Source organism: Streptomyces sp. NBC_00306 (genome assembly GCF_036169555.1).
GTDB lineage: Bacteria > Actinomycetota > Actinomycetes > Streptomycetales > Streptomycetaceae > Streptomyces > Streptomyces achmelvichensis.
The window spans coordinates 1654442-1677476 of the sequence record NZ_CP108032.1 but is presented as its reverse complement, the minus strand read 5'-3'; the positions used below and the strand labels follow the sequence as shown (position 1 = coordinate 1677476).

The window sequence follows — 23035 nt, the reverse complement described above, 5'->3', positions numbered from 1 at the left end:
TCCGATGGCCGGCTGCGCGAGAATGACTGCAGTACCCGAAGACAGGAGTCACGCCGATGTCCACCAACTCTCCAGACGATCGTCCGGAGCGCGAGCCGCGTCGCAGGGACGGTGGTGACCGAGGCGGTTTCCGCGGCGGCCGTGACGACCGGGACCGTGGGCCGCGACGTGACGATGACCGCGGTGGAAACCGCGGACCTCGCCGTGAAGACGACCGGGGCGGCCGTCCCAACTCCGGTGGTGGCGGCGGCTTCCGCCGTGACGACGACCGTGGTGGCCGCCCCAGCGGTGGTGGCTACGGGCGCCGTGACGACCGGCCGAGCGGTCCGCGCCGTGATGACGACCGCGGTGGTCGTCCCAGCAGCGGTGGTGGTGGCGGCTTCCGCCGCGACGACCGTTCCGGTGGCGGCTACGGTTCTCGTCCCAGCAGCAGCAGCGGTGGTGGCTTCCGTCGCGATGACCGCCGTGACGACCGTTCCGGCGGTGGCAGCGGCGGCGGTTACGGGCGTCGTGACGACGACCGTGGTGGTCGTCCCAGCTCCGGTGACCGCGGTGGTTTCCGTCGTGACGACCGTCGTGATGACCGACGTGACGACCGGCCGAGCGGGCCGCGTCGCGACGACGACCGCGGTGGGTACCGCGGACCTCGTGACGACCGTGGGTCCCGGCCGGCCGGCGGTGGTGGCTACGGTCCCCGTCGTGACGACCGTGGCGGGCGCCCGAGCAGCACTGGCGGTGGCGGTGGTTTCCGTCGCGATGACCGTCGCGACGACCGACGTGACGACCGGCCGAGCGGGCCGCGCCGTGACGACGACCGCGGTGGCTTCCGCGGGCAGCGTGACGACCGTGGGTCGCGGCCGACCGGTGGCGGCTACGGGCGTCGTGACGACGACCGTGGTGGTCGTCCCAGCTCCGGTGACCGTGGTGGTTTCCGTCGCGATGACCGTCGTGACGACCGTCCCAGCGGTGGTGGCTACGGTCGGCGCGACGACCGCCCGAGCGGTCCGCGTCGTGACGACGACCGTGGGTCGTCCCGCCCCAGTGGTGGTGGCGGCTACGGGCGTCGTGACGACGACCGTGGTGGTCGTCCCAGCTCCGGTGACCGTGGTGGTTTCCGTCGCGATGACCGTCGTGACGACCGTCCCAGCGGTGGTGGCTACGGCCGGCGTGATGACCGCCCGAGCGGTCCGCGCCGTGACGACGACCGTGGGTCGTCCCGCCCCAGCCATGGCGGCGGTGGCGGTGGCTACGGACGCCGTGACGACCGTCCCAGCGGTCCCCCGCGTCGTGACGACCGCGACCGTGGTGGATACCGCGGGCAGCGTGACGACCGGCGTGATGACCGGGGTGGGTACCGCGGCTCCCGTGACGACCGTCCCAGCGGCGGTGGCTACGGCCGTCGCGACGACCGCGACCGGGACCGTGGCGACCGCGAGCCGATCAAGCGGCTCCCGATTCCCGACGACGTCACGGGCGACGAGATCGACAAGGACGTGCGCCAGGAACTCCAGAGCCTGCCGAAGGGCCTGGCCGAGGACGTGGCGAGGAACCTCGTCATGGTCGCCAACCTGATCGACGAGGACCCCGAGCAGGCGTACGCCTACTCCAAGATCGCCCTGCGGCTCGCTTCCCGTGTCGCCGCCGTGCGCGAGGCTGCCGGCTTCGCCGCGTACGCGACGCAGAAGTACTCGGAGGCGCTTGCCGAGTTCCGTGCCGCCCGGCGGATGACCGGCAGTGTCGAGCTGTGGCCCGTCATGGCGGACTGCGAGCGCGGTCTCGGCCGGCCCGAGCGGGCCATGGCCATGGCCGGCGAGCCCGAGGTGCAGAAGCTCGACAAGGCCGGACAGGTCGAGATGCGGCTGGTCGCGGCCGGGGCGCGGCGGGACATGGGGCAGATCGATGCCGCCATCGTGACGCTGCAGAGCCCTGAGCTCGCCTCCAACTCCGTACAGCCCTGGACCGCGCGGCTTCGTTACGCCTATGCGGACGCGCTGCTGGCGGCCGGACGTGAGGGCGAGGCGCGTGAGTGGTTCGCCAAGGCGCTTGAGGCGGACAAGGACGGCGCCACCGACGCGTCCGACCGGCTCGCCGAGCTGGACGGCGTGGAGTTCGTCGACGCGGATGACGAGCACGACGAGCACGACGCGCAGGACGCCGATCACGGCGACCTGAGCGGCGCGACCGCAGTGCGTGTCGCCGAGGCCGACGAGCAGGACGACCTGAGCGACGATGTCGTCGACGCGCAGGCGGACGACGCCGACGAAGCCGACGATGTCGACACGCACACGGACGCGGACATCAGCACCGACACCGACACCGAGGGTGACAAGTCCTCGTAGTCGTCAGCGATGACAAAAGGGCGGCACCCCTCGTGGGTGCCGCCCTTTTTGCTGTCGTCTCCGTGTGACGTCACGCCTATACGCGCGTCACTCCAGGGTCAGGCTCCGCAGCACCAGGCCCGTCGCCGGCTTCGGGCCGAACGATGTGGACTTCCGGGGCATCGTGACGCCCTCGCGGGCCAGGTCCCGTACGACCTCCTCGCGTACCGGATGCATCAACACGGCAGTGCTGTCGTGGCGTTCGGCCTGCACCACGGCCGCTGCGGTGTCGTGGATGTACGCAATGTGCTCCGGCGCGTCCGGGATGCTCCAGAGGTGGTCCAGCAGCGTGGAGTGCAGAACCGCCGCGTCCAGGGTGCGCCACGCCTCCGGGCGGTCCGTGCGGACCGTACGGGACAGCAGCTCGGGATCGGGGCGGTCGACGAGATGGAACGAACCGTCGCCGGCGAGGAGGAAGGCGTTGCCCTCGGCCGCCGCCTCGGCCAGGGCTGCCGTCGCCTCGGCGAGCGGGACATCCAGGCGCCGGACCCGGAAGGCGCCGTTCAGGGACGCGAGAGCCTTGCGGACCGGGAGCCGGTGCAGCAGCCGGTGGATGGCGCGTACACGCAGGGGGTAGCGGGCCGTGTCCACCAGCAGGACGAGGCCGTAGCTCCACGGGCTGGGAGCGTCGTGCTCGGAGTTCAGTTGCAGATAGGTCGCCCAGCGGTGGTGGCCGTCGGCGATCAGGGCCTGGCGGTCGCCCAGGTCGCTCCGGATCTCCGCGAGGTCGCCAGGGTCTGTCACGGACCACAGGCGGTGGCTGAAGCCGTCCTCGGTGGTCGTCGACAGCAGGGGGGAGCCCAGGACGGTCCGCTCGATGACGGCCGTCGCGCCCGTCGCGTCGCCCATGCTCCGATAGGTGAGGAGCAGCGGCTCCAGATTGGCGTCCGTGGTGCGCATCAGGTCCGTACGGTCCGCCACGATGTCCGGCATGACGTCCTCATGGGGCAGGACGACCCCTTCGGACGGCTCGGACAGGGCGAGCGCGCCGATGATGCCGCGCTGGAGGATGTCGTCCTGGCGCTGCTCGTACACATAGAGCGCGGGCTCGGGGTCCGGGGCCAGGACGCCCTCGTCCAGCCAGCGGGACAGGGTCTGGGCGGCCAGCCGGTGGCGGGCCCCCGCGCTGTCCGCCTGCGGCAGGATGAGCCGGACGATGTTGTACGGGTCCGCGGACTCCAGATGGTGCAGTCCGTCGGGCCTGACGACCACGTCGTAGGGCGGCGAGGTCACGGCGGCCAGACTGCCGACCCGCTCGGGGACGTATCGCAGTCCACGGAAGGGGATCAGGCACAGACCGTCGTTGGCCGCGGGACCTTCGCTGTTCATTCGAGCATCGTATGTGCGTTGCCCGATGCGCGATGATCGGGGGAGTGACACGGACGAAGGAGCGGAAGCGAATGAGCCAGCCCAGCAGGACCCGGCCGAGCGGAAGCGCGACGGCGCTGAGCGAGGCGTACGACACCGCTCTGCTGGACCTGGACGGTGTCGTGTACGCGGGGGGCGCGGCCATCGCGCACGCCGTGGAATCGCTGCTGACCGCGCGGGACGGGGGCATGCATCTGGCGTATGTGACGAACAACGCGCTGCGCCCGCCGGAGGCCGTGGCCGAGCACATCACCGAGCTGGGAGTGCCGGCGGTGGCCGAGGATGTCATCAACTCCGCCCAGGCCGTCGCCCGGCTGATCTCCGAGCAGGTGCCGGCCGGGTCGCGGGTGCTGGTCGTCGGTGGTGAGGGGCTGCGGGTGGCGCTGCGCGAGCGCGGTCTGGAGCCGGTGGAGTCGGCGGACGACGACCCGGCGGCGGTCGTGCAGGGCTACGGCGGCCCGGACCTGGCCTGGGGCCGGTTCGCGGAGGCCTGCTACGCCATCGCGCGGGGTGTGCCGTGGTTCGCGTCCAACACCGACCTGACGATTCCGAGCGGACGGGGGATCGCGCCCGGCAACGGCGCGGCGGTCGAGGTCGTCCGGATTGCGACGGGTGCCGAGCCTCAGGTGGCGGGCAAGCCCCTGCCGCCGATGCACAAGGAGACGATCCTGCGGACGGGCGCGACGAAGCCTCTGGTGGTGGGCGACCGGCTGGACACGGACATCGAGGGTGCCCACAACGGCGGTGTGGACTCGCTGCTCGTGCTGACCGGGGTGACCGACGGTGCGCAGCTGCTGGCCGCGCCGCCGCAGCACCGGCCGACGTACGTGGACGCCGACCTGCGCGGGATGCTGACGGGGCAGCCCGAAGTCTCCGCGGACGGGGACGGGTTCACCTGCGGCGGCTTCACCGCGTCCGTACGGGACGAGGAGCTGGCGCTCGACGGTGAGGGTGAGCCGCTGGACGGGCTGCGTGCCCTGTGTGCGGCGGCGTGGACCCGAGCCGGGGACGGCACCTGCACCCTCGACGCGGGCAAGGCGCTGTCCCGGCTGGGTCTGTAGAGGCTCTGGGGCCGTAGGGCCGTCGCCGTTCGGACTCCCCGCCGCGCGTGGGCGGGGGAGTCCGCTCAGCCGCTGAGCTTCTTCGACGAGGTGATGGCGGCGGCCAGTTGCTCCAGGACCGGCGCGTAGCCGAGGTAGCTGTAGCGCTCCTCCATGGCCCAGGGCACGGTCTGGCCCGCCTTGACGGCGGGAAGCCGTGCCCAGGTGGGCTTCTTGGCGAGTTCCTTGGCGGGCAGGGCGCTGGAGCGGTTGTCGATCATGATGAGGTCGGCGTGGTACCTGCCGGCGTTCTCCCAGCTGAGGAACTCCCAGAAGCCCCACTCGTCACTCTTCTTGCCCTCGACGAACTCGATGCCGAGATCCTTGAAGTAGTTGAGGTCGCAGTAGGAGTCGGGCACGGCGACGTACATCTGCTCGGCATCGCCCGTCATGGCGAGGACCTTGAGGCCGCGCTTGGCCTCCGCGGCCTTCCGCAGGGTCGCCTCGGCCTTGTCGAAGCGCGCCCGGGCGGCGGTGACCTGCTGGGCCTTCAGGTCGGCGCCGAGTGCCGCGGCGAGGTCGGTGACCCGCTTCAGCGGCTCGCGCAGGGAGCGGTGGGCGCCGGCGATACCGACGGTCGGCGCCAGGGCCTCGATCTTCTTGCTGCTCTCCTCCGGCACGAACCACAGGGCGGGCGGCGGGAACATGTTGCTGATCAGCAGGTCGGGCTGGAGCGCCGCGTACTTCTCCACGTTGAACTCGCCCCAGGCCTCGCCGAGGCTGGTCAGCTTCGCGACATCGAGGTTGCCGGCCTGCGGGTTGGGCTTGCCGTTCACCGGCTTGCTGGGTCCGAAGACGCCGGTGCACTCGATGCCGTAGTCGTGGAGCGCGGCGGCGGTGCTGACAAAGGCGACAAGGTTCTTCGGCGTCTTGTCGGTCCTGACGACCTTTCCGCGGTCGTCCTTGAAGCTCCAGGGCCCGCTGTCCGCGGTTCCGCTTGCGACGGGCTTCTTCTCGCTGCCGCCGCAGCCGGCGAGCAGGGCACCGAGGCCGAGGGCGCCGGTGGCGGTGAGCAGCCCGCGTCGGCTGAGGCCGCCGCGGGGCGCGGGTGTCGCGGACTCGTACGGCTGGGCGGGTACGGAGCGGTTCGGCACAGGGAGTTCCCTCGTCTCAGAGCGAATGCGAGGGTAGGCTAACCTAACCACGTGTTGGTCGACAGTCCCCCCAAACAGAGCGCGGAGCCGCAATCCGCACCTGCGTCCCGGAAGCGCCATCTCCTGCGCGCCACGGGGCTGCTGGTGGCCGTCGGTGTCCTGCTGCTGGTCTGTGTCGCGAGCATCGTCGTCGGTGCCAAGTCGATTCCGCTTGCCGATGTCTGGCACGGCCTCTTCGACAACCAGGGCTCGGGCAACGATGTGATCGTGGCCGATGTGCGCGTACCGCGGACCCTGCTCGGTCTGATCGCGGGCGCCGCCCTCGGTCTCGCCGGCGCGGTGATGCAGGCACTCACCCGCAACCCGCTGGCGGAACCGGGACTGCTGGGGGTGAACGCGGGTGCCTCCGCCGCCGTCGTCTCCGCCATCAGCTTCCTCGGCGTCACCTCCCTCACCGGATATGTCTGGTTCGCGTTCCTCGGCGCCGGTGTGGTCTCCGTTCTCGTGTACATCCTGGGCGGCAGCCGCAGCGCAACTCCCGTACGGCTCGCGCTCGCCGGAACCGCCGCCACCGCCGCGCTCTACGGATACATCAACGCCGTACAGCTGCTGGACTCGGCCGCGCTCGAACGGCTGCGGTTCTGGACCGTGGGCTCGCTGGCCTCCGCCGACATGGAGACCATCGGCAAGGTCGCGCCGTTCATCGGTGCCGGTGTGCTGCTCGCCCTGCTGCTCGCCCGGCCGCTCAACGCCATGGAGATGGGCGACGACACCGCCCGCTCGCTCGGCGCGCACCTCAACCGCACACGCGCGCTGTCGATGCTGGCCGTGACCCTGCTGTGCGGGGCGGCGACCGCCGCCTGCGGCCCGATCATCTTCATCGGGCTGATGATTCCGCACCTCGTGCGCTCCATCACCGGCCCCGACATGCGGTGGATCCTGCCGTACGCGACCGTCCTCGCCCCTGTGCTGCTGCTCGGCGCCGATGTCGTCGGCCGGGTCGTCACCCGCCCCGCCGAACTCCAGGTGGGCATCGTCACCGCCCTGATCGGCGGACCGGTCTTCATCCACCTCGTACGCCGCAAGAGGATGGCCCAGCTGTGAAAGCGATACGCACCCCGGGCGGGCTCTCCGTCCGGACCGACCCGAGGGCCGTCGCGGTCGTCCTCGTTCTCACCGTGGTCACCCTCGGCGCGGGAATCGTCCTCATCGGCAGCGGAGACTTCCCGATCGCGCCCGGTGATGTCGTCGCCACGCTGCTCGGGAACGGCACGGCCGCGCAGGAGTTCATCGTCCAGGACCTGCGGCTGCCCCGCGCGCTCGTCGGACTCCTCGTCGGTGCCTCCCTCGCACTGAGCGGCGCGATCTTCCAGACCATCTCCCGCAATCCGCTCGGCAGTCCGGACGTCATCGGCTTCGGTCAGGGCGCGACCGTCGGGGCGCTCACCGTGATCGTCATGTTCCACGGCAACCCCCTCGCCGTGGCGGGAGGCGCCATCGTCGGCGGACTGGTGACGGGAGTCGCCGTCTACGTGCTGGCGTGGAGGCGCGGCGTCCACGGCTACCGTCTCGTCCTCATCGGCATCGGTGTGGCCGCCATCCTCACGGCCGTCAACCACTACCTCGTCACCAAGGCCAGTCTCATCGACGCCACCCGGGCCACGCTGTGGATGACCGGGTCGCTCGACGGCCGTGACTGGGCCCAGTTCTGGCCGCTGCTCGCGGTCTTCGCGGTCCTCGTGCCCCTGGTGTTCGTGTACGGCCGGCCGCTTCGCCTGCTGGAGATGGGCGACGACGCCGCGTTCGCGCTGGGCGCCCCCGTCGAGCGCACACGCGTCGTCCTGATGGGAGCCGGCGTGCTGCTGATGGCGGTCGCCACGGCCGCCGCCGGCCCGATCGCCTTCGTCGCGCTGAGCGCGCCTCAGCTCGCCCGTCGGCTCACCCGCTCGCCCGGGCCCAACCTCGCCGCCGCCGCCGTGATGGGCGCCGCGCTGCTGCTCCTCGCCGACTGGACGGCGTCCACGGCGTTCGGCGACCGGCAACTGCCGGTCGGAGTGGTGACGGGTGTGCTCGGCGGCTGCTATCTGCTGTGGCTGCTCGTCACCGAACGCAAGGCGGGACGCATATGAAGGACCGTTCGCCCGCGACCACGCCCACGCGCGCCGAGGCGGGTACGAACCCCGTGACGCCCGTGAACCCCCGATCCAGGAGTACGACCACCATGCAACGTCTCACCGCGGAATCGGTCACCCTCGGCTACGACCAGCGCGTCATCGCCGAAGACCTGTCGGTCGAGATCCCCGACAACTCCTTCACGGTCATCGTCGGACCGAACGCCTGCGGCAAGTCGACATTGCTGCGTGCCCTGTCGCGCATGCTGAAGCCCTCGCAGGGGCGGGTCCTGCTCGACGGACAGGTCATTCACTCCCTGCCGGCGAAGAAGGTCGCCAGGACCCTCGGACTGCTGCCGCAGTCCTCCATCGCGCCCGACGGGATCACGGTCGCCGACCTCGTCGCCCGCGGCCGCTACCCGCACCAGGGCCTGCTGCGCCAGTGGTCGTCCGAGGACGAGCGCATCGTCCAGGAGTCGATGGACGCCACCGGTGTCGGTGAATTGGCAGAGCGCTATGTCGACGAACTGTCCGGCGGACAGCGCCAGCGCGTGTGGATCGCCATGGCACTCGCGCAGCAGACCCCGCTGCTGCTCCTCGACGAGCCGACGACGTTCCTCGACATCCAGCACCAGCTGGAGGTGCTCGACCTCTGCGCCGAGCTGCACGAGGAGCAGGGGCGCACGCTGGTCGCCGTCCTGCACGACCTCAACCAGGCCGCCCGCTACGCCACCCACCTGATCGCCCTGCGCGAGGGACGGGTCGTCGCCGAAGGAGCGCCCGGCGACATCGTCACGGCCGAGCTGGTCGAGCAGGTCTTCGGGGTGAAGAGCCAGGTCATCGCCGACCCGGAGTCCGGGACACCGCTGGTGGTGCCCGCGGCCCGCAGGCGTGCCGCGGTTGCAGGCGCGGTTACAGCAGTGTCCTGAGGCGGATCAGATCGCGGAAGCCGGCCTCCAGCCTGACCCGGCCGGAGGCCCACGCCTTCGCGAAGTTCAGCTCGCCGTTCACCATCGCCACCAGGTCGTCCCCGGTCATCGCGAGACGGATCTGCGCCTTCTGGGGCGGGGGTCCGTCGACCGTGTCCACGACCTCGATCCGGCCGCCCTCCAGGCGGCCGGTGAACGTCACGTCCAGATCCCTGATGTGGCAGCTCAGGGAACGGTCGAGCGCGGCCGCGCTGCGCACATCACCATTCGCCTGCGCCAGGTTGTCCGAGAGCTTCTTGAGTGCGCTGCGGCACTCCTCCGTCGTCGCCATCGTGATCGACGGTACCGCAGCGCTTCGCGGTAGCGTCTGGGCATGAGCGACTCGATGCCGGGCCCGCACGCCCGGATGATCCAGGAGCAGGGGAACGACGGCGCCCCACCGGCCCCGGGAGCCGCGGAGCAGGCCCCGGACATCTCCCCGGACCAGGTGCCGGAGCAGGAACCGGTAGTGACGGCCGGGCACGAGCGGGACATGCCGGCCGGGCACGAGCAGGAGCACGAGTCCGAGCAGGAGCTCGAGTCCGGGCGGGAGCACGCGTCCGAGCGGGACGCCGCGACCTCTGCGACCTCCGCGTACGAACCCGCCGCGCCCTCGCCCCTCGGTGTCCAGCGCGTGCCCACCGGCAACGCCGAGGTCGATGCCGGGCTCGAGCGGCTCGGTGATGCCGACCACCTCCCGGCGGACGGACACCTCGCGGTGTACGAGGATGTACACCGAGGGCTGCGCGACGCGCTGACCGCGCTCGACGCACGCCCGGCGCCCGCACCTCAGGCGCCCCCGCCGTCACCCCCGTACAACTACAGGAGCTGAACCGAACGTGGCAGGAGTGGCCCGCCGCCGTCTTGACGCCGAGCTGGTACGCCGCAGCCTGGCGCGCTCTCGCGAGCACGCCAGCCAGCTGATCGCCGCGGGGCGGGTGACCGTCGGAGGCAATGTCGCGACGAAGCCCGCCACCCAGGTCGAAACGAGCGCCGCCGTCGTCGTGTCGGCGGACGACAACGACCCCGAATACGTTTCACGCGGTGGGCACAAACTCGCCGGGGCGCTGGCGGCCTTCGTACCGCTGGGTCTGCGGATCGAGGGACGGCGGGCCCTGGACGCGGGAGCGTCGACCGGGGGATTCACCGACGTCCTGCTGCGTGCGGGCGTCCGCGAGGTGGTCGCGGTGGACGTCGGATACGGACAACTCGCCTGGTCTCTGCAAAGTGATGAACGCGTGAAGGTCAAAGACCGTACGAATGTGCGCGAGCTGACGCTCGGCACGATCGACGGTGAGGCGGTGGACCTGGTGGTGGGAGATCTCTCCTTCATTCCGCTGGGCCTCGTCCTGCCGGCGCTCGTCCGGTGCACGGCCCCGGACGCCGATCTGGTGCTGATGGTCAAGCCGCAGTTCGAAGTCGGCAAGGAGCGCCTCGGCAGCGGAGGGGTCGTACGCAGCCCCGAACTGCGCAAGGAGGCTGTGAGGACCGTGGCCGGCAAGGCCGCGGGACTCGGTCTGGGCGTACTGGGTGTCACCGCCAGCCCGCTGCCCGGACCCTCCGGGAACGTCGAATACTTTCTGTGGCTCAGGGCCGGCGCGCCCGAGCTCGATCCGGCGGACGTCGATCGTGCAGTTGCGGAGGGACCTCGTTGACCACACCAGCAGCGACTTCAGGACGCACCGTCTTCCTGCTCGCCCACACCGGCAGGCCTGCGGCGATCCGCAGCGCCGAACTCGTCGTGCAGGGGCTGATGCGCAACGGTCTCGGTGTGCGCGTGCTGCAGGCCGAGGCGGCCGATCTGCCGCTGCCGCCGTCCGTCCAGACCGTCCCCGAAGCGACACCGGGCGTGCTCGACGGCTGTGAGCTGCTGATCGTGCTCGGCGGCGACGGGACGCTGCTGCGCGGCGCCGAGTTCGCCCGGGCCTCCGGCGTGCCGATGCTGGGCGTCAACCTGGGGCGCGTCGGATTCCTGGCCGAGGCGGAGCGCGACGACCTGGACAAGGTCGTCGACCGCGTCGTCACCCGCGCCTACGAGGTCGAGGAGCGGATGACGATCGATGTGGTCGTGCACCGCAACGGCGACATCCTCCACGAGGACTGGGCGCTGAACGAGGCGGTCGTGCAGAAGGTCTCGCCCGACCGCATCCTGGAGGTCGTCCTGGAGATCGACGGCCGGCCGGTGACCGGGTTCGGCTGCGACGGCGTCGTCTGCGCCACCCCGACCGGCTCCACGGCATACGCCTTCTCCGCCGGTGGCCCCGTGGTGTGGCCCGAGGTGGAGGCGCTGCTGATGGTGCCCATCAGCGCGCACGCCCTGTTCGCCAAGCCGCTGGTGACCTCGCCGACGTCCGTCCTCGCGGTGGAGGTGCAGGCGCACACCCCGCACGGCGTGCTGTGGTGCGACGGGCGACGGACGGTGGAGCTGCCACCGGGCGCCCGGGTCGAAGTACGGCGCGGAGCCGTTCCGGTCCGGCTGGCCCGGCTGCACCACGCGTCGTTCACGGACCGCCTGGTCGCCAAGTTCGCGCTGCCGGTGTCCGGTTGGCGTGGCGCGCCCCATTGACGCCTCCGTGACGAGGACCCCGGAACCGCCGCTCGCGGCCCGGGAGAGTGAATCCGACACCGGGGTCCGTCGCACGGGCGGCCCCGGACCTCGTAAGGTCGTGTCCGTGTTGGAGGAGATGCGGATACGGTCGCTCGGCGTCATCGACGACGCGGTCGTCGAGCTGTCACCCGGTTTCACCGCGGTGACCGGTGAGACGGGCGCGGGCAAGACCATGGTCGTCACCAGCCTGGGGCTGCTGCTCGGCGGGCGCGCCGACCCCGCCCTGGTGCGGATCGGCGCGAAGTCGGCGGTGGTGGAGGGGCGCATCGGTGTACCCGCCGGAGCCCCCGCCGCCGTACGGGCCGAGGAGGCCGGGGCGGAACTCGAGGACGGCACGCTGCTCATCAGCAGAACCGTCTCGGCGGAGGGACGCTCCCGCGCGCACATCGGCGGCAGGTCCGTGCCGGTGGGTGTGCTGTCCGAGCTCGCCGACGAGCTGGTAGCCGTCCACGGGCAGACCGACCAGCAGGGGCTGCTGCGCCCGGCGCGGCAGCGCGAGGCGCTCGACCGGTACGCGGGCGGGGCCGTGTCCGGACCCCTCACGAAGTACGCGGCCGCCTACCGCAGGCTGCGGTCCGTCGCCACGGAACTCGACGAGCTGACCACACGCGCCCGCGAGCGTGCCCAGGAAGCCGATCTGCTGCGCTTCGGGCTGAACGAGATCGCCGGTGTGGAGCCGCGCGCCGGCGAGGACGTGGAACTCGCCGCGGAGGCGGAGCGACTGGGCCACGCGGAGGCGCTGGCGTCGGCCGCGTCGGTCGCGCACACCGCGCTCGCCGGCAACCCCGAGGACCCCGAGGGCGTCGACGCCACGACCCTCGTCGCGGGCGCCAACCGTGCGCTGGACGCCGTGCGCGCCCACGACCCGGCACTCGCCTCGCTCGCCGACCGGATGGGCGAGATCTCCATCCTGCTCGGCGATGTGGCCGGTGAGCTCGCCGGATACGCGGACAACCTGGACGCCGATCCGCTGCGGCTGGCCGCGGTGGAGGAGCGCCGGGCCGCGCTGACCGGGCTGACGCGCAAGTACGGCGAGACCGGTGAAGGCATTGCCGCCGTGCTCGCCTGGTCCGAGGAGAGCGCGGGCCGGCTCACCGAGCTGGAGGGCGACGACGACCGGATCGGCGAGCTGACGGTCGAGCGGGACGCGCTGCGCGGAGAACTGTCGGGTCTGGCACAGGCCTTGACGGACGCCCGTACGGAGGCGGCGGCCCGGTTCGCCGAGGCCGTCACCGAGGAGCTGGCGTCCCTCGCCATGCCGCACGCACGCGTGTCCTTCGCGATCGGGCAGACCGAGGACCCGGAGGGCGTCGAGGTCGGCGGCCGGACGGTGGCCTACGGCCCGCACGGCGCCGACGAGGTGGAGCTGCTGCTGGCCCCGCATCCGGGCGCCCCGCCGCGGCCGATCGCCAAGGGCGCGTCCGGGGGTGAGCTCTCCCGGGTGATGCTCGCGGTCGAGGTGGTCTTCGCGGGCACGGACCCCGTGCCGACCTATCTCTTCGACGAGGTCGACGCGGGCGTGGGCGGCAAGGCGGCCGTCGAGATCGGCCGGCGTCTCGCGAAGCTCGCGAAGACGGCGCAGGTAGTTGTGGTGACGCACCTGCCGCAGGTGGCGGCGTTCGCGGACCGGCAGCTGCTGGTGGAGAAGACGAACGACGGCTCGGTGACCCGCAGCGGTGTCACCGTCCTGGAGGGCGAGGACCGGGTCCGGGAGCTGTCGCGGATGCTGGCGGGCCAGGAGGACTCGGAGACGGCTCGGGCCCACGCGGAGGAGCTGCTGGCGACGGCGCGGGCGGACGGCTGACGTCCGGGTCACGGACATCGGCTGCCCGGCGATCGGGGACCCGGCCGCGGGCCGTACGGTGGTGCACCGAGGAGCGGGAGCTCGTCACCCGCCTGGGTGAAGACCATCACGGGCTGCCGTGGTGCGACACGGGAACGACACCCGGACGGTGCCGGAACGTGCGTACGGGCTGGCATCCTTGGCGGGTGACACAGCTGCGTACGGTCCAGGTCCTGGGCGGCGGCAGCGCGGGCAGCAGCGCGCACGTCCGGTCGCTGGCCTCGGGGCTGGTGGCGCGGGGCGTACGGGTGACGGTGTGCGCGCCCGCCGGACTGGAGCACCTCTACGACTTCCCGGGCGCCGGGGCCCACTTCACGCCGGTGCCGCGCCGCAGTGACCCCGCCGCCGTCGGGGCTCTGCGCGCCGCGTGCGCGCGGGCCGATGTGGTGCACGCGCACGGGCTGCACGCGGCCGTACGCGCCTCGGTGGCCCTGAGCGGTCTGCGGGTGCCCCTCGTCGTCACCTGGCACAGCCGCCCGGACGCCGACGGACCGCGCGGGCCGTTGCTGCGCCTGCTGGAGCGAAGGGCCGCCCGCGCGGCGGCGGTTGTGCTCGGCACCTGTTCCGAACTGGTCGACCGGGCCCGTTGGCACGGCGCCCGGGACGCCCGCCTCGCGCCGGTCGCGTTGCCCGCGCCGCGTCGCGCCGAGAGCTCGGAGGGCAAGGCCCGGGCCGAACTGGGCGCGGTCGACCGGCCGTTGGTGATGGCCGTCGGCTCCCTCGCTCCGCAGCGCGGATACGGCACGCTCCTCGACGCGGCCGCGCGGTGGCGCACCGTCGATCCGCTGCCGCTGGTGGTGATCGCGGGGGAGGGGCGCGAGCGGGCCGCGCTCCATCGGCGTATCGAGGCGGAGGGCCTGCCGGTGCGGCTGGTGGGCCGCCGTGACGACATCGGCGATCTGATCTCCGCGGCGGACGTGGCGGTGCTCCCCAGCCGCTGGGAGGCACGTGCCCTGCTGGCCCAGGAAGCCCTGCGCGCGGGCGTGCCCCTGGTCGCGACAGCAGTCGGCGGCGTCCCGGAACTCGTCGGTGACGCGGCGGAACTGGTGCCCTACGGCGACGGGGACGCGCTCGCGGAGGCGGTGACCCGGCTCCTGCGGGATCCCGTGCGGCGGGACGAGCTGGTGGCCGCGGGCCGCGCGCAGGCGGCGACCTGGCCGACCGAGGACGAGACGATCGCGCAGGTGCTGAGCGTGTACGACGAACTGACGGCGGACCGGGCGGGCTGAGTCCCGAACGGGCCGGACTGAACCGAGAAGTGGTCGGGCTGAGCCCCGAACGGGCCGGGCTGAGCCCCCCCGCGGGAGCCGGGCTGAGCCCCGAAACGGGCCGGACTGAACCGAGAAGTGGTCGGGCTGAGCCCCGAACGGGCCGGGCTGAGCCCCCCCGCGGGAGCCGGGCTGAGCCCCGAAACGGGCCGGACTGAACCGAGAAGTGGTCGGGCTGAGCCCCGAACGGGCCGGGCTGAACCGAGAAGAGGCCGGGCTGACCCCCGAACGGCCCGGGAGTGCGGCCCGCCCCGCCACCGCGTCACCTCACGGCAGATGCCGTCTCGCCCCCAGCGCCAGGCTCAGCGCCAGTACCGTCTGAGGGTCGTCCAGGTCCGTGCCCAGCAGCTCGGAGATGCGGGCCAGCCGGTTGTACAGCGTCTGGCGGTTCAGATGCAGTTCACGCGCCGTCTCCGCCTTCCGGCCCGCGTGCGCCAGAAAGGTCTCCAGCGTCGGCAGCAGCGGCGGGCGCGAGGTGGCGTCGTGGTCGCGCAGTGGGCCGATGGCGCGCTCCACGAACGCGGCCAGGTCCGGATGGTCCCGCAGCCGCCACAGCAGCAGGTCGGTGTCCAGTCGGCGTGCGTCGTACCAGGGCCGGTCGCTCAGTCCCTGGGCGGCCGTCGCCGTCTCGGCCGCATGGCGCAGACCCGCCGACGCCGCGGCCCAGCCGCCCGCGACGCCCACGACCACGACCGGCGGGTGGCCGCCCGCGCGTTCGAGCCCGGCGCGTTCCACACCGGCCCGCAACGCCACCGCGACCCGGTCCGCGACCGCCGTGCGTTCGGACTCGGTGCGCAGCCCCAGCAGCAGCGGCACCCGGCCCTCGACCGGCCGTACGCCCAGCAGGACGGGCACGCCCACCACGGACAGTTCTTCCAGCACGGCGCGGGCGAGCAGCGCCCAGTTGCCCGACGGCGACAGTTCGGGCGCCAGGCGCATCACGACCGGCAGCAGCGGTCCGTCGCCGGGCTTGAAGCCGAGCACCCGTGCCTGGGCCGGTGCGTCCTCCGCGGTGATGCGGCCCTCGGCGAGGTCGGTGAGGAAGTCGCCCCGGCCGCGCGCCGCGAGCTCCTCCTCCTGCCGGGCCTGCATCAGAACCACGGCCAGCAGCCCGGCGGCCCGTTCCGCCGCCATGCGGTGGACCGTCAGCAGGGGGGAGCCGACCGCCGGCACCACCAGCCGCGCGCGTACCGAGGCAGCGCCCTGACCTCCGCCGGGCACATCCACCAGGACCGTTCCCGCCGGCGGGCTCTCGCGCGCGGCGGGCTGTCCGCGCAGTCCTTCCCACACCTGGAGGGGCTCGGCGCCCGCCTGGCCGGACCCGGAGCCCGCCGCGTACAGCAGCTGGCCGTCGGCCGTCTCCAGGAAGACCGGGTTGGCGGTGAAGTCCGCGAGGATGCGCAGCACCTGGGGCACCCCGCCGCCGCCGAGCAGCACCTCGGTGCACCGCCGGTGCACGTCCTCGGCCCGCCGCAGCAGCGCGTAGTGCCCGTTGACGATCTCGGTGTGGACCTCCTCCGTCACCGAGACGAAGGGGACCTCCCGGTGCAGCTGCACCAGGGGGAGCCCGGCCGCGCGGGCGGTGTCCACGATCGCGGCGGGCAGCCGGCTGAAGCGGGGGCCGAGCTCCACCACGAGGGCGGCGATGCCGCGGTCCGCCAGCTGCCGTACGAACGCGCGCTGCTCGGCGGGCCGGGTGCCCAGCCCGAGGCCCGTGGTGAGCAGCAGCTCGCCGCCCTTCAGCAGGGAGGCGATGTTCGGCACCTCGCCCGCGTGCACCCAGCGGACCGTCCGCTGCAGCCGTTCGGCCCCGGCGACGACCTCCGGAAGGCCGGAGCGCAGCCCCGGCAGCTCCAGTGCCCGGCGGACGGTGATGCCGCCCTGGGGCTCGCCTTGCGTCTCCACTGACGGTCGCCTCGCGCTTCACTCGGCAGTACGGGAGCTTCGGACGCTACCTGGCCGGGGGATCGCCGCACATCACCCGGGTCCCGCAGTCCCGCAGTCCAGCAAGGGGCGCGGTCACACCGCGGGCTGCAGCGGCTTGATGTTGTGGTTGAGCCGGAACACGTTGTCGGGGTCGTACTCCGTCTTCACCGCCGCCAGCCGCCGGTAGTTCTCCTCGCCGAAGGCGGCGAGGACCCTGTCCTCGCCCTCCAGCCCGATGAAGTTGAGGTAGACGGTGCCGATCGACCAGGGCCGCATGCCGGAGCGGACGTCACGGACCCACTCGACGGCCCGTTCGTCGTCGGCCGGACTCTCCCAGATCCCGAAGGGGTGCACCGCCCACGGTGCCGTGCGCCAGGGCAGGGGATGGTCGCCGGGGCCGGCGGCCACGGCACCGCCCATCGGGAACAGGATGTGCTGCGAACTGGAGGGGACGGGCATCGTCCCGGCCCGGGCGGTGAAGGCGTCGACGGCCGCGTCCGGGAAATCGGCCAGATACTCGGCCGACCAGTAGTTCCGCTGTCCGGGCGGATCGTCCAGCATGCACTGGAGCTCCGCGTACGGGAGTTCGGCGATGAGCTCGGCCTCGCGGGGGAGCGCCAGCAGCGGCTCGGCCACGTTGCGTGCTTCCATCTCGGGTCCCGCGTAGGTGATCAGCAGGATGCAGGTCAGCTTGCCGACGAGATGGTCGGGCACGAACGGCTCGGGCGGGCCGGTGAGATAGAACAGGCCGCCGCCCAGCTCGTCGGGCGCCGAACCCAGGAAGTCGCGGTAGGCGCGGGCGACTTGGAGTCCGTCCTCCGGCCGGAACAGCAGCATCATCATCGACATCGCCGGCAGGGGGTGCAGCTTCAGCGTGATGGCGGTCGCCACCCCGAAATTCCCCCCGCCGCCGTGCAGGGCCCAGAACAGCTCCGGGTTCTCGTCCGCACTGGCGTGGACCGTGCTGCCGTCCGCCGTCACCAGCTCGACGGCGACGAGATTGTCGCAGGCGAGCCCGAACTTCCGCTCCAGCCAGCCCGATCCGCCGCCGAGTGTGAAGCCGCCGACGCCGGTGGTGGAGGCCCGGCCGCCGGTGGTCGCCAGATCGTAGGGCTGGCAGGCCCGGTCGAGGTGGCTCATCGTGGCTCCGCCGCCGATACGCGCCGTACGCTCCACCGGGTTGACGATCACGGTGTGCATCCGGCGCAGGTCCACGACGATCCCGTCGTCGTTGAGCGCCATGCCGGCGACGCTGTGCCCGCCGCCGCGTACCGCGATCTCGAGGTCGTTCTCGCGGCCGAAGCGGATGGCCCGGGCGACATCGGCCCCTGTCTCGCACTGCGCGACGACCGCCGGGTGCCGGTCGATCATTCCGTTGAACACGGCGCGGGCCTCGTCGTACCCGGGATCACCGGGGGCGATGGCATCGCCGGTCAATTGCTGACGGAGGCCGCCCAGTGCCGCCTCCGCGATGGCGTGGGGCGCCATGGCAGGCCCCCTTCCGAGGGCTGATCAGGACCATTTCATCGTAGTCCCGTTCGGCGGAGCCCGATCGGTGAACGGGCTCCGCCGGTCCTGCCGGGGGCGGGTCAGCCGCCGTACGCGCCGGAGGCCGTCAGCCGCAGCGCGGTGTCGATGAGCGGCACATGGCTGAAGGCCTGCGGGAAGTTGCCCACCTGCCGCTGGAGCTTGGGGTCCCACTCCTCCGCCAGCAGTCCCAGGTCGTTGCGCAGCGCGAGCAGCTTCTCGAAGAGCTTGCGCGCCTCGTCGACCCGCCCGATCATCGCGAGGTCGTCGGCGAGCCAGAACGAGCACGCGAGGAACGCACCCTCGTCGCCCGCGAGACCGTCGACGCCCTCCTCCTCGCCCGCGGTCGGATAGCGCAGGACGAACCCGTCCTCCGTCGACAGCTCGCGCTGGATCGCCTCGATCGTGCCGATGACCCGCTTGTCGTCCGGCGGCAGGAAGCCCATCTGCGGAATCAGCAGTAGCGAGGCGTCGAGCTCCTTGGAGCCGTACGACTGCGTGAAGGTGTTCCGCTCCTGGTCGTAGCCCTTCTCGCAGACGTCGCGGTGGATGTCGTCCCGCAGGTCGCGCCACCGGTCCAGCGGGCCGTCGGCGTCGCCGGACTCGATCAGCTTGATGGTGCGGTCGACCGCGACCCAGGCCATCACCTTGGAGTGGACGAAGTGGCGGCGCGGTCCGCGCACCTCCCAGATGCCCTCGTCCGGCTGGTCCCAGTGCTTCTCCAGATAGCGGATCAGCTTGAGCTGGAGCAGCGACGCGTAGTCGTTGCGCGCCAGGCCCGTCATATGGGCCAGGTGCAGCGCCTCGGTGACCTCGCCGTACACATCGAGCTGGAGCTGATGGGCCGCGCCGTTGCCGACCCGGACCGGCTGGGAGTTCTCGTAGCCGGGCAGCCAGTCCAGTTCGGCCTCGCCCAGCTCACGTTCGCCGGCGATGCCGTACATGATCTGGAGGTTCTCCGGGTCGCCCGCGACGGCACGCAGCAGCCACTCGCGCCAGGCGCGGGCCTCCTCGCGGTAGCCGGTGCGCAGCAGCGACGACAGGGTGATCGCAGCGTCGCGCAGCCAGGTGTAGCGGTAGTCCCAGTTCCGTACGCCGCCGATCTCCTCGGGCAGGGAGGTCGTCGGGGCGGCGACGATCCCGCCGGTCGGCGCGTAGGTCAGCGCCTTCAGCGTGATCAGCGAGCGGACGACGGCCTCGCGGTACGGCCCGTGGTAGGTGCAGTGCTCGACCCACTCGCGCCAGAAGTCCTCCGTCGCCTCCAGCGACCCCTCCGGGTCCGGCATCGCCGGCGGGGTGCGGTGCGAGGGCTGCCAGCTGATGGTGAACGCGATGCGCTCGCCCGGGGCGACCGTGAAGTCGGAGTACGTGGTGAGGTTCTTGCCGTACGTCTCGGTCGGGGAGTCGAGCCACACCGAGTCGGGTCCGGCGACCGCGACCGTGCGCCCGTCGACCTTGTGGACCCAGGGCACCACGCGTCCGTAGCTGAAACGCATCCGCAGCGCGGAGCGCATCGGCACCCGTCCGCTGACACCCTCGACGATCCGGATCAGCTGCGGGGCGCCGTCACGCGGCGGCATGAAATCCGTCACACGGACCGTGCCGCGTGGGGTGTCCCACTCCGATTCGAGGATCAGCGAGTCGCCCCGGTAGCGCCGGCGGTCGGCGGGCGGGGGGTCGGCATGTGCGGCGTGAGCCGGTCCCAGTCTCCAGAACCCGTGCTCCTCGGTCCCGAGCAGGCCGGCAAAAATGGCATGCGAGTCGAAGCGGGGGAGGCACAACCAGTCGGCGGTGCCGTCCCTGCAGACCAGTGCAGCGGTCTGCATGTCTCCGATGAGTGCGTAATCCTCGATGCGCCCGGCCACGTGTTTCTCCAGTCGAACGGCCACTTCGCCCCGGGGGGCGCTTACTGCGGTCAAGGGTCGTTGACGAGCAAGGTGTCCCGGGAATGGGGGTACCTCCCGGGCGCAGCTTTGGGGAAGGGCGGTAATCCTGTCGTTACCACGGCCACCCGCCGCCCACCACCACCCTGCTCGATGCGCTTCGCGCGTTCCCTCTGCATCGCTCGGCAGAGCGAGTGTCCGAGCAGGATACGACGCACCTCAATGATCCGCGCGACGGTCTCGGCAACGCGGGTCCGCCGAACGGGTGAGCCAAGGGTGAGTCGCTGGTGAGCGGGGTACGCGTGTGACGGCGCGTGGCCGGAAGCAGCCTCCCCTGGTCGCTGATACCCTGGTACCCCGTGGACCGGTGGCCGTCCTGTGCAGAACGAAGGCCCCGAAACCGCAGCTGCCGGCACCCCTGACCACCTGGAAGGGATGCCGGACACGCATATCACCTCGCGACCACGGGAGCCCCCTCTTGTCGATGCCGGCACGAGCCACGTCATCCTCGACGACCAAGCACATCTTCGTCACCGGGGGTGTCGCCTCCTCCCTCGGCAAGGGCCTGACGGCCTCCAGCCTGGGTGCGCTGCTCAAGGCGCGGGGCCTGCGGGTCACGATGCAGAAGCTCGACCCGTACCTGAACGTCGACCCCGGCACGATGAACCCGTTCCAGCACGGTGAGGTGTTCGTCACCAACGACGGCGCCGAGACCGACCTGGATGTGGGCCACTACGAGCGCTTCCTCGACGTCGACCTCGACGGCTCGGCCAACGTCACCACCGGCCAGGTCTACTCGCAGGTCATCGCCAGGGAGCGGCGCGGCGAGTACCTCGGTGACACCGTGCAGGTCATCCCGCACATCACCAACGAGATCAAGCACCGCATCCGCCGCATGGCGACCGACGACGTCGACGTCGTCATCACCGAGGTCGGCGGCACGGTCGGCGACATCGAGTCGCTGCCCTTCCTGGAGACCGTCCGCCAGGTCCGCCACGAGGTCGGCCGGGACAACGTCTTCGTCGTACACATCTCGCTGCTGCCCTACATCGGCCCGTCCGGCGAGCTGAAGACCAAGCCGACCCAGCACTCCGTCGCCGCGCTGCGGAGCATCGGTATTCAGCCGGATGCGATCGTGCTCCGCGCCGACCGTGAGGTGCCGACCGCCATCAAGCGCAAGATCTCGCTGATGTGCGACGTCGACGAGGCCGCCGTGGTGGCAGCGATCGACGCCAAGTCGATCTACGACATCCCCAAGGTGCTGCACACCGAGGGACTGGACGCCTATGTCGTACGCAAGCTGGACCTGCCGTTCCGCGACGTCGACTGGACCACGTGGGACGACCTGCTGGACCGGGTGCACAACCCCGACCACGAGGTCACCATCGCGCTCGTCGGCAAGTACATCGACCTGCCCGACGCCTATCTCTCGGTGACCGAGGCGCTGCGCGCCGGCGGTTTCGCCAACAGGGCCCGCGTCAAGGTCAAGTGGGTCGCCTCCGACGACTGCAAGACTCCGGCGGACGCCGCGCGGCAGCTCGGCGACGTCGACGGCATCCTGATCCCCGGCGGCTTCGGCGACCGCGGTGTGAACGGCAAGGTCGGCGCGATCACCTATGCCCGGGAGAACAAGATCCCGCTGCTCGGCATCTGCCTCGGCCTCCAGTGCATCGTGATCGAGGCCGCGCGCCATCTCGCGGAGATCCCCGAGGCCAACTCCACCGAGTTCGACGCCGCCACCGCCCACCCGGTGATCTCCACCATGGAGGAGCAGCTGGCGTACGTGGAGGGTGCGGGCGACCTCGGTGGCACGATGCGCCTCGGTCTGTACCCGGCCAAGCTCGCCGAGGGCTCGATCGTGCGCGAGGTCTACGGCGACGAGCCCTACGTCGAGGAGCGTCACCGTCACCGCTACGAGGTGAACAACGCCTACCGCGCGGAGCTGGAGAAGAAGGCGGGCATCCTGTTCTCGGGCACGTCCCCGGACAACAAGCTCGTGGAGTACGTCGAGTACCCGCGCGACGTGCACCCCTACCTGGTGGCCACCCAGGCGCACCCGGAGCTCCGCTCGCGCCCGACTCGCCCGCACCCGCTGTTCGCGGGACTGGTCAAGGCCGCGGTGGAGCGCACGCAGGGCGCGTAGTCGCAGGCGATACGGTGGACCGGGGTACGCATTCCTCACGGGGATCCGTACCCCGGTTCCATCGGGGTACGTGGCCGCTCGCGGCCCGGCCCGGCGCGAGTACAGCGGGAGGACGGCGGCATGACGATCAAGGACACCCCCGAGGAGTGGCAGGTCGTCGCGACCGCGACCCCCTTCGAGGGCAAGAAGACCAGTGTCCGCGCGGACGACGTGGTCATGCCGGACGGCGCGGTGGCGCGCCGCGACTACCAGGTGCATCCGGGCTCCGTCGCGGTCCTCGCGCTCGACCCCGACGACCGCGTTCTCGTACTGCGCCAGTACCGGCACCCCGTGCGCCAGCGCCTCTGGGAGATCCCGGCCGGCCTGCTGGACGTGCCCGGTGAGAACCCGCTGCACGCCGCCCAGCGCGAGCTGTACGAAGAGGCGCACGTCAAGGCCGAGGACTGGCGGGTGCTGGTCGACGTCTACACCACGCCCGGCGGCTGCGACGAGGCCGTCCGCATCTTCCTGGCCCGTGACCTCTCGGCCGCCGAGGGCGAGCGCTTCGAGGTCGAGGCCGAAGAGGCCGACATGGAGCTGGCCCGGGTGCCGGTGCAGGAGCTCGTCCGCGACGTGCTCGCCGGCGATCTGCACAACAACTGCCTCGTGGTGGGCGTCCTTTCGCTGGTCGCCGCCCGCGACGGCGACGGCCTCGACTCGCTGCGTCCGGCCGAGGCTCCGTGGCCGGCCCGCCCCTTCGACGCCTGATCGTCAGTCAGTCCCACTATCCGACTGTCCAATTGATCCGATCGGGCGACCGGTCGGGCATGCTCCACCCG

General features: G+C 71.8%; 18 protein-coding genes and 1 pseudogene. 13 read left to right on the top strand and 6 right to left on the bottom strand.

Annotated features, from left to right (window positions below):
* Positions 1 to 56: 56 nt before the first annotated feature.
* Positions 57 to 1409, top strand: a pseudogene (locus OHA05_RS07520) (hypothetical protein); the annotation flags it as partial.
* 84 nt (positions 1410 to 1493) lie between these two features.
* Positions 1494 to 2339, top strand: coding sequence for a hypothetical protein (locus OHA05_RS07515; RefSeq protein WP_328863349.1), 846 nt, complete (start codon positions 1494 to 1496; stop codon positions 2337 to 2339).
* Between the two features lie 87 nt (positions 2340 to 2426).
* Here OHA05_RS07515 and OHA05_RS07510 read toward each other — a convergent pair whose 3' ends face one another.
* Complete coding sequence (locus tag OHA05_RS07510; protein WP_328860120.1) at positions 2427 to 3707, bottom strand: DUF1015 domain-containing protein; 1281 nt, start codon at positions 3705 to 3707, stop codon at positions 2427 to 2429.
* Positions 3708 to 3778: 71 nt separating this feature from the next.
* On the opposite strand from OHA05_RS07510, the gene OHA05_RS07505 reads away from it, so the two are divergent.
* Positions 3779 to 4807 (top strand): HAD-IIA family hydrolase, encoded by a 1029-nt coding sequence (locus tag OHA05_RS07505; protein WP_328860119.1) that lies wholly within the window; start codon positions 3779 to 3781, stop codon positions 4805 to 4807.
* Positions 4808 to 4872: 65 nt separating this feature from the next.
* On the opposite strand, the gene OHA05_RS07500 is transcribed toward OHA05_RS07505, so the two are convergent.
* A complete protein-coding gene (locus OHA05_RS07500; protein WP_313949063.1) occupies positions 4873 to 5862 on the bottom strand; it encodes an ABC transporter substrate-binding protein in 990 nt (329 codons plus the stop codon).
* 129 nt (positions 5863 to 5991) lie between these two features.
* On the opposite strand from OHA05_RS07500, the gene OHA05_RS07495 reads away from it, so the two are divergent.
* The 3 genes from OHA05_RS07495 (at position 5992) to OHA05_RS07485 (ending at position 8980) form a co-directional block, all read left to right on the top strand.
* Complete coding sequence (locus tag OHA05_RS07495) at positions 5992 to 7044, top strand: FecCD family ABC transporter permease (protein WP_313947168.1); 1053 nt, start codon at positions 5992 to 5994, stop codon at positions 7042 to 7044.
* Positions 7041 to 8069 (top strand): FecCD family ABC transporter permease, encoded by a 1029-nt coding sequence (locus OHA05_RS07490; protein ID WP_328860118.1) that lies wholly within the window; start codon positions 7041 to 7043, stop codon positions 8067 to 8069. The genes OHA05_RS07495 and OHA05_RS07490 overlap by 4 nt, the downstream gene beginning before the upstream one ends.
* 92 nt (positions 8070 to 8161) lie before the next feature.
* Entirely contained in the window at positions 8162 to 8980 is an 819-nt protein-coding gene (locus OHA05_RS07485) for an ABC transporter ATP-binding protein (protein ID WP_328860117.1), read from the top strand.
* Here the strand turns inward: OHA05_RS07485 and OHA05_RS07480 are convergent.
* Entirely contained in the window at positions 8964 to 9311 is a 348-nt protein-coding gene (locus tag OHA05_RS07480) for an SCP2 sterol-binding domain-containing protein (protein ID WP_313947171.1), read from the bottom strand. The two genes, OHA05_RS07485 and OHA05_RS07480, sit on opposite strands and share 17 nt — an antisense overlap.
* A 201-nt stretch (positions 9312 to 9512) precedes the next feature.
* Between OHA05_RS07480 and OHA05_RS07475 the strand changes: the two genes are divergently transcribed.
* From OHA05_RS07475 to OHA05_RS07455, 5 genes are all read left to right on the top strand, one after another.
* The gene (locus OHA05_RS07475; RefSeq protein WP_328863348.1) at positions 9513 to 9851 is read left to right on the top strand and encodes a hypothetical protein; all 339 of its coding nucleotides are present in this window, start codon (positions 9513 to 9515) and stop codon (positions 9849 to 9851) included.
* Between the two features lie 7 nt (positions 9852 to 9858).
* Entirely contained in the window at positions 9859 to 10674 is an 816-nt protein-coding gene (locus OHA05_RS07470; RefSeq protein WP_328860116.1) for a TlyA family RNA methyltransferase, read from the top strand.
* The gene (locus OHA05_RS07465) at positions 10671 to 11585 is read left to right on the top strand and encodes an NAD kinase (protein WP_313947173.1); all 915 of its coding nucleotides are present in this window, start codon (positions 10671 to 10673) and stop codon (positions 11583 to 11585) included. The genes OHA05_RS07470 and OHA05_RS07465 overlap by 4 nt, the downstream gene beginning before the upstream one ends.
* A gap of 118 nt (positions 11586 to 11703) precedes the next feature.
* Positions 11704 to 13431, top strand: a complete 1728-nt coding sequence (gene recN / locus OHA05_RS07460; protein WP_328863347.1) for a DNA repair protein RecN — start codon at positions 11704 to 11706, stop codon at positions 13429 to 13431.
* A 185-nt stretch (positions 13432 to 13616) separates the two neighbouring features.
* Positions 13617 to 14699 carry a glycosyltransferase family 4 protein gene (locus OHA05_RS07455; RefSeq protein WP_328860115.1) on the top strand — a complete coding sequence of 361 codons (1083 nt, stop codon included), beginning with the start codon at positions 13617 to 13619 and terminating at the stop codon, positions 14697 to 14699.
* Positions 14700 to 15005: 306 nt separating this feature from the next.
* On the opposite strand, the gene OHA05_RS07450 is transcribed toward OHA05_RS07455, so the two are convergent.
* The 3 genes from OHA05_RS07450 to OHA05_RS07440 all read right to left on the bottom strand — a co-directional run bounded on the left by OHA05_RS07450 (position 15006) and on the right by OHA05_RS07440 (position 20056).
* Entirely contained in the window at positions 15006 to 16643 is a 1638-nt protein-coding gene (locus tag OHA05_RS07450; RefSeq protein WP_313947175.1) for a PucR family transcriptional regulator, read from the bottom strand.
* 114 nt (positions 16644 to 16757) lie between these two features.
* Positions 16758 to 18152 carry an FAD-binding oxidoreductase gene (locus tag OHA05_RS07445; protein ID WP_313947176.1) on the bottom strand — a complete coding sequence of 465 codons (1395 nt, stop codon included), beginning with the start codon at positions 18150 to 18152 and terminating at the stop codon, positions 16758 to 16760.
* 101 nt (positions 18153 to 18253) lie between these two features.
* On the bottom strand, positions 18254 to 20056 hold the full coding sequence (locus OHA05_RS07440; protein WP_313947177.1) for a glycoside hydrolase family 15 protein: 1803 nt from the start codon (positions 20054 to 20056) through the stop codon (positions 18254 to 18256).
* Between the two features lie 502 nt (positions 20057 to 20558).
* Between OHA05_RS07440 and OHA05_RS07435 the strand changes: the two genes are divergently transcribed.
* Positions 20559 to 22217, top strand: a complete 1659-nt coding sequence (locus OHA05_RS07435) for a CTP synthase (protein WP_313947178.1) — start codon at positions 20559 to 20561, stop codon at positions 22215 to 22217.
* Between the two features lie 120 nt (positions 22218 to 22337).
* Entirely contained in the window at positions 22338 to 22964 is a 627-nt protein-coding gene (locus OHA05_RS07430) for an NUDIX hydrolase (protein WP_313947179.1), read from the top strand.
* The last annotated feature ends 71 nt before the right edge of the window (positions 22965 to 23035 follow it).